This is a genomic window from Tepidibacter thalassicus DSM 15285, assembly GCF_900129915.1.
GTDB classification, from domain to species: Bacteria; Bacillota; Clostridia; order Peptostreptococcales; family Peptostreptococcaceae; genus Tepidibacter; species Tepidibacter thalassicus.
Map to the genome: position 1 here is coordinate 1 of NZ_FQXH01000009.1, position 17971 is coordinate 17971.

12 protein-coding genes and 2 rRNA genes are annotated in these 17971 nt (G+C 28.4%); all 14 read left to right on the forward strand.

Annotated features, from left to right (window positions below; all coding sequences use genetic code 11):
* Positions 1–151, forward strand: a 23S ribosomal RNA gene (locus BUA19_RS05050); the annotation flags it as partial.
* A gap of 41 nt (positions 152–192) precedes the next feature.
* Positions 193–309 (forward strand): 5S ribosomal RNA (gene rrf / locus BUA19_RS05055).
* Positions 310–525: 216 nt separating this feature from the next.
* Positions 526–2496: an excinuclease ABC subunit UvrB gene (uvrB, locus tag BUA19_RS05060; RefSeq protein ID WP_072724344.1), complete on the forward strand. Its 1971-nt coding sequence runs from the start codon at positions 526–528 to the stop codon at positions 2494–2496.
* The gene (uvrA, locus tag BUA19_RS05065; RefSeq protein WP_072724345.1) at positions 2496–5327 is read left to right on the forward strand and encodes an excinuclease ABC subunit UvrA; all 2832 of its coding nucleotides are present in this window, start codon (positions 2496–2498) and stop codon (positions 5325–5327) included. The genes uvrB and uvrA overlap by 1 nt, the downstream gene beginning before the upstream one ends.
* Positions 5328–5802: 475 nt before the next feature.
* Entirely contained in the window at positions 5803–6966 is a 1164-nt protein-coding gene (locus tag BUA19_RS05070; protein ID WP_072724346.1) for an ABC transporter substrate-binding protein, read from the forward strand.
* Entirely contained in the window at positions 6959–8032 is a 1074-nt protein-coding gene (locus BUA19_RS05075; RefSeq protein WP_072724347.1) for a FecCD family ABC transporter permease, read from the forward strand. Before BUA19_RS05070 ends, BUA19_RS05075 begins: the two co-directional genes overlap by 8 nt.
* Positions 8029–8814 (forward strand): ABC transporter ATP-binding protein, encoded by a 786-nt coding sequence (locus tag BUA19_RS05080; protein WP_072724348.1) that lies wholly within the window; start codon positions 8029–8031, stop codon positions 8812–8814. Before BUA19_RS05075 ends, BUA19_RS05080 begins: the two co-directional genes overlap by 4 nt.
* 96 nt (positions 8815–8910) lie before the next feature.
* Positions 8911–9711: a nicotianamine synthase family protein gene (locus BUA19_RS05085; RefSeq protein WP_072724349.1), complete on the forward strand. Its 801-nt coding sequence runs from the start codon at positions 8911–8913 to the stop codon at positions 9709–9711.
* Positions 9698–11041 carry an opine metallophore biosynthesis dehydrogenase gene (locus BUA19_RS05090; RefSeq protein WP_072724351.1) on the forward strand — a complete coding sequence of 448 codons (1344 nt, stop codon included), beginning with the start codon at positions 9698–9700 and terminating at the stop codon, positions 11039–11041. Before BUA19_RS05085 ends, BUA19_RS05090 begins: the two co-directional genes overlap by 14 nt.
* Positions 11038–11904: a DMT family transporter gene (locus BUA19_RS05095; protein ID WP_072724354.1), complete on the forward strand. Its 867-nt coding sequence runs from the start codon at positions 11038–11040 to the stop codon at positions 11902–11904. The genes BUA19_RS05090 and BUA19_RS05095 overlap by 4 nt, the downstream gene beginning before the upstream one ends.
* 103 nt (positions 11905–12007) lie before the next feature.
* Positions 12008–13825 (forward strand): excinuclease ABC subunit UvrC, encoded by a 1818-nt coding sequence (gene uvrC / locus BUA19_RS05100; RefSeq protein WP_072724356.1) that lies wholly within the window; start codon positions 12008–12010, stop codon positions 13823–13825.
* On the forward strand, positions 13825–14748 hold the full coding sequence (gene hprK, locus BUA19_RS05105; protein ID WP_072724359.1) for an HPr(Ser) kinase/phosphatase: 924 nt from the start codon (positions 13825–13827) through the stop codon (positions 14746–14748). Before uvrC ends, hprK begins: the two co-directional genes overlap by 1 nt.
* Positions 14749–14844: 96 nt before the next feature.
* On the forward strand, positions 14845–16869 hold the full coding sequence (locus BUA19_RS05110; RefSeq protein WP_072724361.1) for a sensor domain-containing protein: 2025 nt from the start codon (positions 14845–14847) through the stop codon (positions 16867–16869).
* 612 nt (positions 16870–17481) lie between these two features.
* Positions 17482–17958, forward strand: a complete 477-nt coding sequence (gene nuoE, locus BUA19_RS05115) for an NADH-quinone oxidoreductase subunit NuoE (protein ID WP_072724363.1) — start codon at positions 17482–17484, stop codon at positions 17956–17958.
* Positions 17959–17971: the final 13 nt, after the last annotated feature.

The window sequence follows — 17971 nt, forward strand, 5'->3', positions numbered from 1 at the left end:
CTGAAAGCATCTAAGCGCGAAGCCACCCTCAAGATAAGATTTCCCACCGCAAGGGTAAGACCCCAGGAAGACTACCTGGTAGATAGGTCCAAGGTGTAAGCTCAGTAATGAGTTCAGCTGATGGATACTAATAGGTCGAGGACTTGACCAATAAATCTGTGCAGTTTTGAAAGTATGAAAAAATAAAGATTATGTGGTTACAATAGCGAGGAGGATACACCTGTTCCCATTCCGAACACAGAAGTTAAGCTCCTCAGCGCCGATGGTACTTGGAGGGAGACCTCCTGGGAGAGTAGGACGTAGCCACATTTATTTTGTAATGATTTATGTATATAATATTAAATATTGGTTATAATATTAATACACAGCTAAAAATTAAATTTAACTCAATCTCCCCCCTAAAAGACTTCTATTTTAAATAGAGGTCTTTTTTTGTTATAATTTATTAAATGATTAAAGTTGGGATATTGTAGGTATATTAGTATTGAATTATAAAAATAATTAGTTGTAGGAAGAGGCGATTACATGGAATTTAAATTAGAGTCGAAATTTAAGCCTACAGGTGATCAACCGCAGGCTATAGATAAAATTGTCAGTGCGATAAATAATAAAAAAAAATATGTAACGCTTTTAGGAGTTACAGGATCGGGAAAAACATTTACAATGGCAAATGTTATACAAAAAGTACAAAAACCCACATTGATTATAGCTCATAATAAAACACTAGCTGCACAGCTATATAGTGAATTTAAAGAATTTTTTCCTAATAATGCTGTTGAATATTTTGTAAGTTATTATGATTATTATCAACCAGAGGCATATGTAGCTCAAACGGACACATATATAGAAAAAGATGCTTTAGTAAATGAAGAAATAGATAAATTGAGACATTCAGCAACTTCTGCTGTACTTGAAAGAAGAGATGTAATAGTAGTATCATCTGTATCTTGTATATATGGACTTGGAGATCCGAAAGAATATAAAGAGCTTATGCTATCTTTAAGGCCTGGGATACAAAAGGATAGGGATGAAGTTATAAAGAGATTAGTTGAAATACAATATGAAAGAAATGATGTAAATTTTGTAAGGGGAACGTTTAGAGTGAGAGGGGATATACTTGAAATAATACCTGCAAATTCAGATGAAATAGGAGTAAGAGTTGAATTTTTTGGAGATGAAATAGATAGAATAACAGAGATTAATTATCTAACAGGAGAAATAATAGGGGTTAGAAATCATGTAGTTATATTTCCTGCATCTCATTATGCAACTAGCAAAGAAAAACTTGAAAAAGCAATAGTTGAAATAGAAAAAGAACTTAATGAAAGAATAAAATACTTTAAGGAAAATGATAAATTGTTAGAAGCGCAAAGAATTGAACAGAGAACAAGATATGATATAGAAATGCTTAGAGAAATTGGATTTTGTCAAGGAATAGAAAATTATTCAAGGTATTTAACGGAGAGAAAAGAGGGAGAAAAGCCGTATACTCTTATGGATTTTTTTCCAGATGATTATTTGATAATAATAGATGAATCTCATGTTACAGTACCTCAAATAAGAGGAATGTATGGAGGAGATAGGTCTAGAAAAACTTCTCTTATTGAAAATGGTTTTAGGCTACCTTCAGCATATGATAATAGACCATTGAGTTTTGAAGAGTTTGAGGAGAATATAAATCAGGTATTGTTTGTATCAGCTACTCCTGGGTCTTATGAAATTCAAAATTCAAGTGAATTTGCAGAGCAGATTATAAGGCCGACAGGCCTTTTAGATCCTCAAATAGATGTAAGGCCAATTGATGGACAGATAGATAATCTTTTAGGAGAGATAAATAAGAGAGTTGAAAGCAAGGAGAGAGTTTTAGTTACGACACTTACTAAAAAAATGGCGGAAGATTTAACTGATTATTTAAGGAATGCAGGGATTAAAGTGAAGTATTTACATTCGGATATAGATACTTTAAAAAGAGTAGAAATTATAAGGGATTTAAGGATAGGGGAATTTGACGTATTAGTTGGGATAAATCTTTTAAGGGAAGGACTTGATATTCCTGAAGTATCTCTTGTTGCTATACTTGATGCAGATAAAGAGGGATTTTTAAGGTCAGAAACTTCTTTGATACAGACAATAGGGAGAGCTGCGAGAAATAAAAATGGAAAAGTTATAATGTATGCAGATAAAATAACCAATTCTATGGAAAAAGCAATAAGTGAGACAAATAGAAGAAGAAATATACAAATAAGGTACAATGAAGAACACGATATAGTACCTCAAACTATAAAAAAAGAGATAAGGAGTTTGATTGAGGCTACAATGATTGCTGATGAAGAAGTAGAATATGAAACAAAAAAAGAGCTAGATGTAAATGGAATAAAAGAAACTATAGAAAAATTAAATCACGAAATGATGGAAGCTGCTAAAAATCTTCAATTTGAAAGAGCGGCACAACTTCGCGATAAGATAAATGAGCTTAAAGAAAGGATTGGGTATTGATGGAAAATGAAAAGATAGTAATAAAAGGAGCAAAAGAGCATAATTTAAAAAATATTAATATAGAGATTCCGAGAAATAAATTTATAGTGTTTACAGGGATTTCTGGTTCTGGTAAGTCTTCTTTGGCATTTGATACTATATATGCAGAAGGACAGAGGAGGTATGTTGAAAGTTTATCAGCTTATGCTAGACAATTTCTAGGACAAATAGAAAAGCCAAATGTTGAATATATAGAAGGATTATCTCCTGCAATATCTATAGATCAAAAGACAACATCGAAAAATCCTAGATCGACTGTTGGAACTGTTACAGAAATATATGATTATTTAAGGCTTTTATTTGCTAGAATTGGAGAGCCGCACTGTCCTGTATGTGGTAAAAAAATAAGTCAAATGACAGTTCAAGAAATAGTAGATAAGGTTATGGAGCTTTCTGAAAGAACTAAAATACAGATATTATCACCTGTTGTTAGAGGAAAAAAAGGAAGGCATGAAAAAGTCATAGAAAATATTAAAAAAGAAGGATTTGTAAGAATAAGAGTTGATAAAGAACAATATGAAGTTACAGACGAAATAGAGTTAGAAAAAAATAAGAAACACGATATAGAGGTTATAGTAGATAGAATAATAATAAAAAAAGGTATAGAAAGTAGATTGAGTGATTCTATTGAAACTGCTATTAAACTTTCAGATGGACTTGTGATTATAGATATAATAAGTGATAGAGAGATACTTTTTTCAACTAAATTTACATGTCCTGACCATGGCATAGGAGTAGATGAATTATCTCCAAGAATGTTTTCATTTAATAGTCCTTTTGGAGCATGTAAAAATTGTAATGGACTTGGAGATATGAAAAAAGTTGATAAAGATTTAGTTATACCAAATAAAGATTTATCTATAAAAGATGGAGCAATTGCTCCTTGGTTTTCGGTTGGGGGAGCTGGTAGTGAAGATACTTATTATTATAAAATGGTTGAAAGCTTAGCTAATGAATTTAATGTATCGTTAGATATTCCATTTAAAGAATTACCAGATGAATTTACAAATGAGCTTTTATATGGGAATAACAATATACTTGTAAAATTTGATTATGAATCTAAATTTGGGGGATATAGGACATATCAAGCACCATTTGAAGGAGTTATAAACAATTTAGAAAGAAGGTATAAAGAAACAAATTCAGAGTATATAAGAGAAAAAATAGAAGAATTTATGATTGAAAGTCCATGTCCTGTATGTAAAGGAGCAAGACTTAAAAAAGAGAGTTTGTCAGTTCTTATAAATGATAAAAATATAAGTGAGATTACTAATATGTCTATAAATGAGTTGTTAGATTTTATAGAAAATATTCAATTAAGTGAAAAACAAAAATTGATTGCCTTAGAAATACTAAAAGAGATAAAGAAAAGAGCAAAATTTTTAAAAGATGTAGGCCTTGAATATCTTAATTTATCAAGAAAAGCGGGAACTTTATCAGGGGGAGAATCACAGAGAATTAGGCTTGCAACTCAAATAGGGTCGGCATTAGTTGGAGTGCTTTATGTATTAGATGAACCAAGTATTGGACTTCATCAAAGGGATAATGAAAGATTAATTAAAACTTTAAGGCATTTAACTGATATAGGTAATACTCTTATAGTAGTAGAGCATGATGAAGATACTATGTATGCAGCGGATTATATAGTTGATATAGGACCAGGAGCTGGAATATATGGAGGAGAAATAGTTGCACAAGGAACAATAGATGAAATAAAGAAATGTGAAAAATCTATAACGGGAAAATATCTGAGTGGAAAAGAAAAAATAGTTATTCCAAATGAAGTTAGGAAACCTAATGGAAAATATATAGAAATAAAAAAAGCAAAAGAAAACAACTTGAAAAACATAGATGTAAAAATACCACTTGGAGTATTTACATGTATAACAGGAGTTTCAGGATCAGGCAAAAGTTCACTTATAAATGAGATATTATATAAAGGTGTAGCTTCAAAGACTCAAGGACTTAGAGTAAAACCGGGATTACACAAAGAAATATTAGGAGTAGAAAATATAGATAAAGTAATAAATATAGATCAATCACCTATAGGAAGAACACCGAGATCAAATCCTGCTACATATACTGGAGTATTTGATATGATAAGAGAAGTATTTTCTCAAACACCTGAAGCGAAAGCTAGAGGATATAAAAAGGGAAGATTTAGTTTTAATGTAAAAGGGGGAAGATGTGAAGCTTGTAAGGGAGATGGAATTATAAAAATAGAAATGCACTTTTTACCAGATGTATATGTACAATGTGAAGTGTGTAAAGGAGAAAGATATAATAGAGAAACTCTTCAAGTTAAATACAAGGGAAAAACTATATCTGATGTACTTAATATGAATGTAGAAGAAGCTGTTGAGTTTTTTGAAAATATACCAAAAATAAAGAGAAAACTTCAAACGCTTATAGATGTAGGGCTTTCATATATAAAACTTGGACAGCCATCAACTCAGTTATCAGGTGGAGAAGCTCAAAGAATTAAGCTTGCTACTGAGTTAAGTAAAAGATCTACAGGTAAAACACTTTATATATTAGATGAACCAACGACTGGTCTTCATATTGCAGATGTAGATAAACTTATAAAAGTGCTTCAAAAGCTTGTAGATGCAGGAAATTCAGTTGTAGTTATAGAGCACAATTTAGATGTCATAAAAACAGCAGATTATATAATAGATTTAGGTCCAGAAGGTGGAGATAAAGGTGGACAAATAGTTGCTGAGGGAACTCCTAAAGAAGTATCACAAAATGAAAAATCATATACAGGAATGTTTTTAAAAAGATATTTTTGACTTTAAAATAGTAAAAGAAGAAAGAGCCTAAATTTAGGCTCTTTTTAATTATCTTTAAAGTAGTCCTATAAATAAATTAGATATAAAATACATTAGAAGTAAAATACCCAAGCAAGCAGAAACATCTTTGACTCGGGTCGGAACCGACCTGTCAGCATGGGACATGTCAACACTCACACTCCTTAAAAATTTGATTACTATTATTATATCATAAACTTTAAAAAGGGTAACTATTAAATTATGTAATTTATATTTAAAAATTTTACAGGTTCTATTGACACCATATATTGCCAGTGTTATAATACAAATGGAAACTAAATGATAATGATTATTATTAATTAATGATAGACATATTCATAATGATGTCTATTCATTAAAAGGGGAGAATGATTTACAGATTTAAAAAGTAATATCATTGTGTGATGAAGTATTAATTTAAAAAAGACATTTTAAATTTACAAAGGGAGGTATACATATGAAGAGAAAGAATTTATTATTATTTTTGATTGTAGCAGTATTTTCAATGTTAATAGTAGGGTGTAGTACTCAAAAAACAGAAACAGCAATAACTACAGCAAATGGTGATAAAAAAGCACAAATTAAGTTTAATGATATTTTAGGTAGAGAAGTTGTTTTAGATAAACCTGCTGAAAGAGTATTTCTTGGTTTTTATTTTGAAAACTTTTTAGCGATAAATGGTATTGATTCTTTTGATAAAGTTGTTGCTATGTCAAAAGGTGAATGGAGTGATTTTTTTTATTCTCAATGGTTGAAATATTCAAAAGAAGTGCCTCGTCTTAATGATATAGTAGATACAGGTTCTATTTATAGTGGTAAATTTAGTATGGAAAAACTTCTTGCTACTCGTCCAGATGTGGCTATTTTAGCACCGTTTCAATATGAAACATTAGGTGCAAATGTTGAAAAACTTGAACAAGCAGGAATCCCTGTTGTTGTTGTTGACTATAATGCACAAACTCTTGAAAAACATATTAAAAGTACATTAATTATTGGAAAAGTAATGGGAAACGAAGAACGTGCTAAACAATTAGCAGATGAATATAAATCAGCTGTAGAAGATGTTAAAAATCGTGTGGCAAAATCAAAGCAATCAGTTAAATCTGTATATTTTGAACTTGCGAATAAAGGACCAAATGTATATGGAAATAGTTATGGTAATTATATGTGGGGTAATCTTGTTAAATTAGGTGGAGGAAAAAATATAGCTGAAGGAAAAGTAGAAAGTTATGGTCCTTTAAGTCCTGAATACATATTATCATCAAATCCAGATGTAATTTTCTTTGCAGGTTTAAATTGGGCTAAAAAAGATAAAGATTGTGTTTTAATGGGATTTGATGTTGAAGATAGTAGTACTCAAGAAAAGCTTGAGGCTTATATTCAAAGACAAGGTTGGGATAAGTTAAATGCTGTTAAAAACAGAGAAGTTTATAGTATGGATCATGCTGGATTAAGAAGTCTTTATGATTATGTATACTTACAATACATAGCAAAGGCATTGCATCCAGAAGTTTTTAAAGACATTAACCCTTTAGAGAATCATAAGAAATTTTATGAAAAATATCTTCCTGTTGAACCTATTGGCAATTTTATGACAAAATTAGGTGGTAATAATGAATAATTCAAATACATCTATAGATTTAAATTCTAATTTCGTTAAAGGTGAAAATATATATAGGCAAATCAACAGGAAACGTCAAATAATATTTTTCATTGTACTAACAAGTTTAATTACTCTATTGTTAGTTGATTTAATGGTAGGACCTGCTTGGTTAAAAATAGGTGATGTGATTAACGCTTTAAAGTTAGGACCTAAAGGAGATACTATGAATTCTGCTATTGTTTGGTCGGTAAGACTTCCCATGACTGCTACATGCTTGTGTGTTGGAGCTGGATTAGGTCTTGCGGGTACACAGATGCAAACAATTTTGGCTAATCCACTTGCTAGTCCATATACTTTAGGTATATCTTCAGCTGCTGGATTTGGTGCTGCAATATCATTTTTGACTGGTTTTCCTATTAAAGGAATATCTTGGTTGAGCGTGCCTTTGTCTGCTTTTATTATGTCTCTTTGTGCGACTTTAGCAATATATATATTAGGAAAAGCTAAAGGAATGGATGCTAAAACTATGGTTTTGTTCGGTATTGTTGTTAACTTTTTCTTTCAAGCTCTTCAATCTCTTGTGCAATTTAGAGCTACGCCAGAAGTTGCTCAACAGATTGTATTTTGGATGTTTGGGAGTTTATTAAAATCTACTTGGACGGGTGTTTTTATAAGTGGAGGAGTTTTTTTAGTGTGTGCAATATTATTAACTCGTTATGCTTGGAGACTTACTGCTCTTTGTGCAGGGGAAGAAAGAGCAAGAAGTCTTGGTATAAATACAGATAAATTGCGTTTGAGAGTTTTTATTATTAGTGCATTACTTACAGCTGGAGCAGTTGCATTTATTGGAACTATAGGTTTTATTGGTTTAGTTGCTCCTCATTTTGGACGTATGTTAGTTGGCGAAGACCAGCGTTATTTAGCTCCACTTTCAGCTTTGTTTGGAGTTCTTTTGATGCTTGTGGCTTCGATTATTGCTAAGGTGGTAATTCCTGGAGCGATAGTTCCGATTGGTATAGTTACATCTTTAGTTGGTGTACCGTTTTTACTTTACTTAATTTTAAAGAGGAGTGAAGTTAAATGATTAATATGAAAATATCTAATATAGGTGTTAGTTTTCAAAATAAAACAGTATTAAAAGATATTTCAGCTGTACTTAAAGGCGGAGAGCTAACATCTATAATAGGTCCTAATGGAACTGGCAAAACAACATTAATTAAGTCTATAGCAAGACTTATTAAGTCGAGGGGAGATGTTGTTTTAACAGATTCTCATGGTAATTCTTTATCTAAAAATAGTATTGCTTATGTTCCTCAGATGTCTACGACAACAACTGAGCTATCTGTATTTGAGATGGTGCTTTTAGGAAGAGTAAAAGATCTTACTTGGAAAGTTGAGAAGCATCATATAGATGCTGTAACTCAAATGTTAAAAGACCTTGGATTGTTATCACTTAGTTACTTTCCATTTTGTAAACTTAGTGGAGGACAGCGTCAGCTTGTAACAATGGCTCAAGCATTAGTTTCAAAACCAAAGGTATTATTACTTGATGAACCTACTAGTGCATTAGATCTTCGTCATCAGCTTCAAGTTTTAGATATAGCTCAGCAGTATACTAAACAAACAGGGGCAATAACGCTTGTTGTTCTCCATGATCTTGCTTTAGTTGCAAGATATAGTGATAATATACTTTTACTTCATGATGGAAAAATAGTCAAAAAAGGACTGCCAAAAGATGTATTAGATCCTAATTTACTACAAGAGGTTTATAAAGTTGAAGTTGATGTTAGTGTTAGTAATGGGGGGTATACTACAGTAACACCAATAAGACCTATAATACCAATAAGATCTAGTATTGTTTGCTGATTTGAATTAAGTAAAAATATATAGGGATAAGTAACTATATATTTTTACTTAAATTTAAAATCAAATATATATTAGTACAAAAGGGGAGATAATTAGGTGAAAGATAAATACAAGTTATTGCTTTCTTTAAAATTATTGGAATATGAAATAAAAGAGCTTATAAACTATTCGAAAGATTGTTATGAGTGTTTTGATTTTTTAAGTGATAAATTAGATTATCTTTGTGAGTTTATGAATTGCGAAGAAAATTTAAAACGATGGAATTTGTGGAAGGATGATTATCAAATAAAATATTATTGTGAAAAGTTAAGAGAAACGGCATCAAATGCACTATGCTATATAGAGAAATATCAATCGAGTTGTATAGATAATGATGAATTAAATAGAAGTAATTATATAATGATGTTATCAGATTCTGTTAGATATGAATTTAAAAATTTAGGTATAAATAATAAATCTAAAGTTATTTTTGTTGGTTCTGGTGCATTTCCGGTTTCAGCAATTACTATTGCTAAAGAAATAGGAGCTCAGGTAATGTGTGTGGATATAGACAATGAAGCTATAAGTCTTGCAAAAAATGTTACTGAATCTTTAAAGCTTGATTCTATTATAAAATTTTCTAGTAAAAGTTTAAGAGAGCTTGATTTTGTTAAAGTGGCTACTCATATTATTGTAGCTTCTCTTGTTAAGAATAAAAAGGAAGTTTTAGCTGATTTAAAAGAAAATATAAATACTAATGCTAAAATAATTTTAAGATATGGAAATGGTTTAAAATCGATTTTTAATTATCCGTTTGAAAAAAATTTATCTAAAGATTGGATTCAAATAAAAATAGATGAAGATAAAAATATATATGATACTATTATTTTGGAGAGATCGTATTATGAGTGCGGTTAATACTTCGATTATTAATAAAGAGTTATCTTGTACTTCATGTTTTGGGAATGTGTTAATAGTAGGTGCAGGTCCAGTTGCAATAAATGTTGCTGTTAATATTTCAAATGGATGGTGTAATAATATAGGTTTGGTTAGTAGAAAAAGTTTTCACTTAACTAGATTTAAAGAAGAATTAAAACAAAATAATTATATTATAAAATCAAAGGCACAAGGTGAAAAATTATCTAATATTTGTGGAAAGGTTAAATTAAAATATTTTTATGAAGGGTATAATAATATAGATGATATTTGGGATACAATAATTATGTGTACACCGAGTGATAGTTATAAAGATGTAATTAATGATTTAAATGTAAATAAATTAAAACAAATAAAAACTATTATTTTGATATCTCCAAGTATTGGCTCGAATCTTTTGGTTAATAGTCAATTAAAAATAAAAGATAAAATTGATGTTATCAGTTTTTCTAACTATTATGCGGCTACAAAGTTTGAATCTAGTAATTTAAGGGCAACATGTGCTTTTACAAAAGCATTAAAAAAACGAATATATATATCTTCAAGTAAAAATAAAAGTAAAATTATTTTTGATGTTAAAAATTTTATTGAAAGTTTTGGAGTACAATGCACAATTGTAAGTAATACTATTGAAGCAGAAAGTAAGAATATTACAACTTATGTTCATCCTCCTTTTTTTATAAATGAATTTTCATTAAATGAGATTTTAACCAGTAGAAAATCTAAAAAATATATGTATAAAATATATCCAGAAGGGCCAATTACTCAGCATTCAATAAGAACTATGCTTTTGCTATGGAAAGAAATTTCTAAATTTATTCAATATTTTAATGCAAAACCTATTAATCTTTTAAAATTTTTAAATGATGATAATTATCCAGTTCATGAAATTACTATCTCTCGTGAAGATATTGAAAATTTTATGGAATTAGATGAAATAAAACAACAATATCTTTTATATATAAGATATTCAGCTATTCTTATTGATCCATTTTCTATACCCGATGAAAATGGAAAATATTTTGATTTTTCAGCAGTTCCTTATAAACAAGTTTATAAAGATGAGAATGGAAAGTTAATTATTCCAAGAATACCTTTTGAAGATTATAAAAAGCTTAAACTTATATATAATTTAGCAAAAAAAATAAATATCGATATGCCTCAAACTTTAGAGCTAATAAAAATATTTGAGAAGAAGTTAAATGAATATATAAATAGAGAAGGTAAGCATTCTTTTAACAAGGATATATTTATTGATAAAATATGTGATGAAGTAGATGATATATTTAATGAAATGGAGAGAAAAAAATGAAAAATGGTGTAATTCTTGCGATTTTATCTTCGCTTGTTTTCAGTGTTATGAATGCTCTTGTAAAAGCTGTTAGTTTATCTATTCCTTCGATTGAAGTTGTATTTTTTAGAAGCATTATAGGAACTTTTATATTATATTTAATAATGAGAAAAAATAAAGTATCGTTTTCTACAGATGGAATACCTTTATTAGTATTAAGAGGGGTTCTTGGTGCTCTTTATTTGATTGCATATTTTTATACTATTTCAAAAATACCATTAGCAGATGCAAGTATATTAGCTCATTTGTCGCCTTTTTTTGTGATTATATTATCTTTTATTTTTCTAAAGGAGAAAATGTCTAAAAAGACTATGTATTTGCTTCCAATTGTTTTTTTAGGTGCTATATTAATTATTAGACCGTTTAATTATTCTACTTATTCTATATATTCATTGTACGGGATTCTTAGTGCTGTATTCGCTGCTGGTGCATCAATTACTATAAGACATTTGAGTAAAAAGCATCATACTTATGAGATTGTATTTTATTTTTTAGCAACAGCGGCTTTAGTATCTATTCCTCTTGGATGGAATAAATTTGTAATACCAAATCCACTTGAACTTTTTTATCTTACATGTATAGGTGTTGTTTCTTTACTTGGACAGATATGTTTAACAAAGGCGTTTACTCATGAAAATGCTGCTGTTGTAGCTGTAACTCGTTATATTGGAATTGTATTTAATGCTATGTGGGGATTTTTATTTTGGACAGAAATTCCTGATTATCTAACTATACTAGGTGGAACTATTATTATTAGCGCATGTATAGCTTTATCTTGGAAAAATGAAAATAAACAAAAATGTAATAGTTGTAAAATATCATGAATTTTAAAATAGTTCTGTATTTTAAACGATATAGAACTATTTTTGTGTTTTTATTTAAAAATTCTTAAAAATTAATTATAATAAATTTTAAGGAGTTGTAAAAATGTTTGATATAAAAGAACAATTAAAGAAGTTACCAGACTTATCTGGAGTTTATATGATGAAAGATAAATATAAAAATGTAATTTATGTAGGTAAGGCTGTATCTTTAAAAAACAGAGTCAGACAATATTTTCAATCATCAAAAAATCATTCATTAAAAGTAAAATCTATGGTTAAAAATATAGCTGAATTTGAGTATATAATTACGGATTCAGAGGTTGAAGCATTAATACTTGAATGTAATCTTATAAAAGAATATAAACCAAAGTATAATGTGCTTTTAAGAGATGATAAAACGTATCCGTATATAAAAATAACATTAAATGAGGATTATCCTAGAGTGTTAAAAGTTAGAAAAATAAAAAAAGATGGAGCGAGATATTTTGGACCATATACTGATATATCTGCTTTAAATGATACTCTAGATATTATACACAGTATTTATCCTATAAGAACTTGTAGTTTAGATATACAAAGAGTTATAGCTAGAAAACAACGACCATGTCTTAGTTTTTATATAAATAAATGTGTAGGCCCATGTACGGGTAATGTAGATAAAAATGAATATAAAATAATGATAGATGAAATAATAATGATTCTATCAGGAAAAATTGAAAATTTAAAAAATGAACTGCAAGAAAAAATGAATGAAGCATCTGAATGTTTGGAGTTTGAAAAAGCAGCAAAATATAGAGATAAAATAATGAGTATTGAAAAAATGATTGAAAATCAAAAAATAGTTTCAACTAGTAATACATCAGATCAAGATGTAATAGCCATGGCAAAATCTAATAATGAAGCTTGTGTTCAAGTGTTTTTTGTAAGAAATGGGAAAATAGTTGGAAGGGAACATTACATTATTGAAAATATTATGGATGCTGATAAAAGTGAAATACTATCTTCATTTATAAAACAATTTTATTCAAATCAAAATTTTATTCCAAAAGAATTGATAATAGAAGAAGAAATAGATGATATAGAAATAATAAAGGACTGGTTAAGTAATAATAAAAATAAAAGAGTAAATATTAAAATTCCCAAAAAGGGAGAAAAAAAAGAACTTATTGAGATGGTCAGAAAAAATGCCATGGAGTATTTAGAGAAATTTACAAATTTAAAAAAGATAAGATTTGAGAAAACTAATGGAGTTTTAGAGGAATTAAAAGGAATTTTGAATTTGGATAAAAAACCCATTAGAATAGAAGCTTTTGACATATCGAATATACAAGGAGTGGACTCGGTTGGAAGCATGGTTGTTTTTACTAATGGCAAAAAAGATATAAAAGAATATAGAAGATTTAAAATAAAAACTGTAATTGGACCTAATGATTATGCTTCTATGGAGGAAATAATAACAAGAAGGATTAAGAATAACAATTATCCTGATTTGATGCTTTTAGATGGAGGGCTAGGACAAGTAAGAGTTGTAGATAAAGTTCTTAGAAAAAACAATTTAAATATTCCTCTGTGGGGTATGTATAAAGATGATAAACATAGAACAAAAGGGCTTATTTCTTTAGAGAAAAAAATAGAACTTGATAAATATTCAAATGTATATAAATTTATTGCAGCTATTCAAGAAGAAGCTCATAGATTTGCTATAAGTTATCACAAATCACTTAGAGAGAAAAGGATGAAAGAGTCTGTATTAGATGATATACCTAATATAGGAAAAAAGAGAAAAATGAATTTGCTTTTTCATTTTAAGACAATAGATAATATAAAAAATGCGTCAATACATGAACTTGAAAAAGTAGAAAGTATGAATAAAAAAGCAGCTCAAAGCGTATATAATTATTTTAGAAAGAAGGGGATGTAATGGATAAAGTATCTGTAAGACAAATAATAGAAGATTTAAAATTGGATATAGTTTATATGCCTGAAGATGTAGATTATTATGTGACATCTTCAGATGTAAATAGACCTGGACTTCAATATGCTGGTTTTTTTGACTATTTCTCTCATGATAGAATACAAATTGTAGGAATGGGAGAATATCAATATTTTCAGTATTTAGATGAAAAAACAAGATGGGAAAGACTAAATAAACTTTTTTCTTATGACATACCTGCATTGGTTTTAACAAGAGGACTTAAACCTAATGATGATGCAGTTGAATGTGCTAAAAAGCACAAAAAAATATTTTTATCTACAAAGATGAATACAACTAGATTTATAAATAAACTTTCTAATTATTTAGATGCAAAGCTTGCTCCTTCTACCACAATACACGGAGTGTTAGTAGATGTATATGGTATAGGAACGCTTATAATGGGAGAAAGTGGAGTTGGCAAATCGGAAACTGCTTTAGAGCTTGTAAAAAGAGGACATAGATTAGTAGCTGATGATGCTGTTGAAATTAGAAAAATAGATGAAGATGTTTTAATTGGGCAAGCTCCAGAACTTATAAGGTATCTTATGGAAATAAGGGGTGTAGGAATACTCGATATTAAAAGTTTATTTGGAGTAGGTGCTATAAAACCTAAAAAATATATAGATATGGTAATTCACCTCGAACCTTGGGAAGATGGAAAATATTATGATAGATTAGGAATAGATGAAGAATATATGGATATTCTAGGGATACCTGTAGAGAAGATAACAATACCTGTAAAGCCTGGAAGAAATATGGCTATGATTATAGAAGTTGCTGCTAGAAATTATAGACAAAAGGCTATGGGTTACAATGCAGCTCAAGAATTTAATAGTAAATTAATGCAGAGATTAGGTGATGATAGATAAATTTTGAGCGTGATATTGAAAATAATATCACGTTTTTTTTTGCACAATTTAATAAATTTTTAATAATTATAATATAAGACAAGATGTACAAAGAGGGTGAGAGCTATAGAGATAAAAGATAAATTGAAAGAAAGCAAAGAGTTTTGTGAAAGTATATATGAAAATTATTTGCCGATATTTGTTATGTATACTGAAGATGGTCAAATTGTAGATGCAAATCAAGCTGCATGTTCATTTTATAAATACACTAAAGAAGAATTTACTAAATTGAAAATAACAGATTTAAATGTACTACCTTGTGAGGATGTATTTAAACATATAGAAGATGCTAAGATGAAAAAGAAAAGTCATTTTTTCTTTCCTCACAAATTATCAACTGGTGAAATAAGAAATGTAGAAGTTTATAGTGGATGTATTAATATTGATGGGAAGAAGTTTTTATATTCAATTGTAAAAGATATCACTCAAAGTGAAATAAATAAGAAAAAATTAATATTATTTGAAAAGGTATTTGAGAATAGTACAGAGGGTATATTGATAACTGACATTAATGGATATATAAAATGGATTAATTCTTCTTTTTCTTTAATAACAGGATATAGTAAAGATGAGTTAATAGGGAAAAATGTAAATGATTTTTATATAAATATGTGGAGTGATCTTAGAAAAGAAGGAAAATGGAGAGGAGAGATTGTAAATACTAAAAAAAATGGAGAAATTACTGTAAGCTTGGTAAATTTTTTTTCTGTAAATTATGAAAAAGATAATATTACTCATTTTGCAGGGATAATCACTGATATTACTGAGAATAAATTAAAAGAAGAAAAAATAAATTATCTTGCTTTTAGAGATTGTTTAACGGGATTGTACAATAGATCGTATTTTATGGAAACGTTAGATATAGAGATAAATAAAGCTAAAAAAAATAATAAAATGTTAGCAGTGTTATTTATGGATCTTGATGGATTTAAAAAAATAAATGATAGTTTAGGGCATTGTGTTGGAGATAAACTTCTTAAAGAAGTTGCTTTGAGATTAAAAAAATGTGTGCGTAAGAATGATATAATTTCAAGATTGGGTGGCGATGAATTTACACTATTAATTAAGGATATTGTAAATATAGAAAATGTAGCTTTAGCAGTACAGAGAATTATGAGTATTTTTAAAAATCCTTATCTTATAGGGGAGTACAAGATTTATATATCAGCAAGTATAGGTATTTCTATATATCCAAATGATGGAGTTGAGAGTGGTATTTTAATTAGGAATGCAGATATTGCTATGTATAATGCAAAAGATAGTGGGAAAAACAAATTTAAGTTTTACTGTTCTAATTTAAATGATAAAATTCAGGAAGAATTTATATTAGAAAATAATTTAAGATATGCATTAGATAAAAATGAGTTTTTTATAAATTATCAGCCTATATTTGATGTAAATACAGAAAAAATAGTTGGAATGGAAGCACTTCTTAGATGGAAACATATAAAGCTTGGGATTATTCCTCCGAGTAAATTTATACCTATAGCTGAAAGTAGTGGTCTTATTACTAAAATTGGAAACTGGGTTTTGAAAAATGCATGTATTCACGCTAAAAAATTTCATGATTTAGGGATTGATGTATTTATTTCTGTTAATGTATCTGTAAATCAGTTAAAAGAAGGAAATTTTGCAAGAAGCATTTTGAAAATAATTAAGGAAACTGGCATTGACCCTAAATATTTAGATTTAGAGATTACGGAAAGTATATCTATGGAAAATATTGATTATATAAGAGATGTTTTAAATAAAATTAAAGATTTAAAAGTTAACATATCTATGGATGATTTTGGAACGGGATATTCATCTCTTGCTCAACTTAAAAATTTGTGTATAAGTAAGTTGAAAATAGATAGTTCTTTTATAAAGGATATATATATAGATTCAAATTCTACAGCTATTGTCAGTGCAATTATAGCCATGGCTAAAAATTTGAATATTGAAGTTATAGCAGAAGGGGTAGAAACTAAAGATCAGTTTGAGTTTTTAAAAGAACATGGTTGTGAAATGGTTCAAGGGTATTTGTTTAGTCCTCCTGTAGATGAAAATAGTATAAGAAAATTAATTGAAAATCAATATTGAAACTATGTAAATATAATTTTACATAGTTTTTTTGTAATAAAAAATAAATAAAGTATATTTATGCAAATAATAAGTATAAATAGAAAGATATTGTTAAAAAAGTAACGATAAATACGTTTTCAACAACTTGGAAATGGTTAAATGGAGCGAAAAAACAACAATAAAATACAAAAAATGACTTAATATTTTAGGTATAAATATTCAAAAAAAGATTTTTGAATGAGATGTGTATTTATTAAAATGTCATATACTTATTTTAGTTATTCAACAAAATAATATATACGAATAAAATAAAATAACACGCTATATAAAAATGAAAATATATTTGAAAATGAATTTTATAAACGGCTATATGCAAAGAATATAGACATTTCAATATTTATGGCGTTTTAAAAGAGGGAGAATTAAATACACAAAAAATTCAAAAAAATATTAAATTGATAAAATTTCATGAAATAAAATAATTGCGGAAAAATTGAAAAGTGTGCTATAATAAAATTATTAATGTTAAAAAAATAAGGATTTAACAATCTCAAAATCCTTATTTTATTTTTGACAAAGTATGTTAAAAAATTGACTTAATTATTAAGAATAAAAATGGGGAGGTTTAAAATGGCGAGAGATGTCTTCACTAAAGAAAATTTTGAAAAGTTAGACCAGGTTATAGACAAATATAAAGGAAAACCTGGAGCTTTAATGCCTGTACTTACTGAAGCTCAAAAAATATTTGGGTGTGTATCTATTGAGATTCAAAAGAAAATATCTGAGGAGCTTAATATTCCTCTTGCTGAGATATATGGAGTTGCAACGTTTTATTCTCAATTTTCACTTCAGCCAAAAGGAGAATATGTTATAGGTGTATGTCTTGGGACAGCATGTTATGTTAAAGGAGCTCAAGATTTAATAGATAAAATATCTGAAAAGCTCAATGTAGAAGTTGGAAAAACTACTGAAGATGGTAAATTTACATTGGTTGCTACAAGATGTATAGGAGCTTGTGGGCTTGCGCCAGTTTTAACTGTTAATGAAGATGTTTATGGAAAACTTGTTGTCGATGATATAGATGGAATACTTGCTAAGTATAAATAAAAATTTTTAAATT

Coding starts and splice junctions, on each gene's coding strand:
- uvrB (WP_072724344.1), top strand. CDS start 526: ATGGAATTTAAATTAGAGTCGAAATTTAAGCCTACAGGTGATCAACCG.
- uvrA (WP_072724345.1), top strand. CDS start 2,496: ATGGAAAATGAAAAGATAGTAATAAAAGGAGCAAAAGAGCATAATTTA.
- BUA19_RS05070 (WP_072724346.1), top strand. CDS start 5,803: ATGAAGAGAAAGAATTTATTATTATTTTTGATTGTAGCAGTATTTTCA.
- BUA19_RS05075 (WP_072724347.1), top strand. CDS start 6,959: ATGAATAATTCAAATACATCTATAGATTTAAATTCTAATTTCGTTAAA.
- BUA19_RS05080 (WP_072724348.1), top strand. CDS start 8,029: ATGATTAATATGAAAATATCTAATATAGGTGTTAGTTTTCAAAATAAA.
- BUA19_RS05090 (WP_072724351.1), top strand. CDS start 9,698: ATGAGTGCGGTTAATACTTCGATTATTAATAAAGAGTTATCTTGTACT.
- BUA19_RS05095 (WP_072724354.1), top strand. CDS start 11,038: ATGAAAAATGGTGTAATTCTTGCGATTTTATCTTCGCTTGTTTTCAGT.
- uvrC (WP_072724356.1), top strand. CDS start 12,008: ATGTTTGATATAAAAGAACAATTAAAGAAGTTACCAGACTTATCTGGA.
- hprK (WP_072724359.1), top strand. CDS start 13,825: ATGGATAAAGTATCTGTAAGACAAATAATAGAAGATTTAAAATTGGAT.
- nuoE (WP_072724363.1), top strand. CDS start 17,482: ATGGCGAGAGATGTCTTCACTAAAGAAAATTTTGAAAAGTTAGACCAG.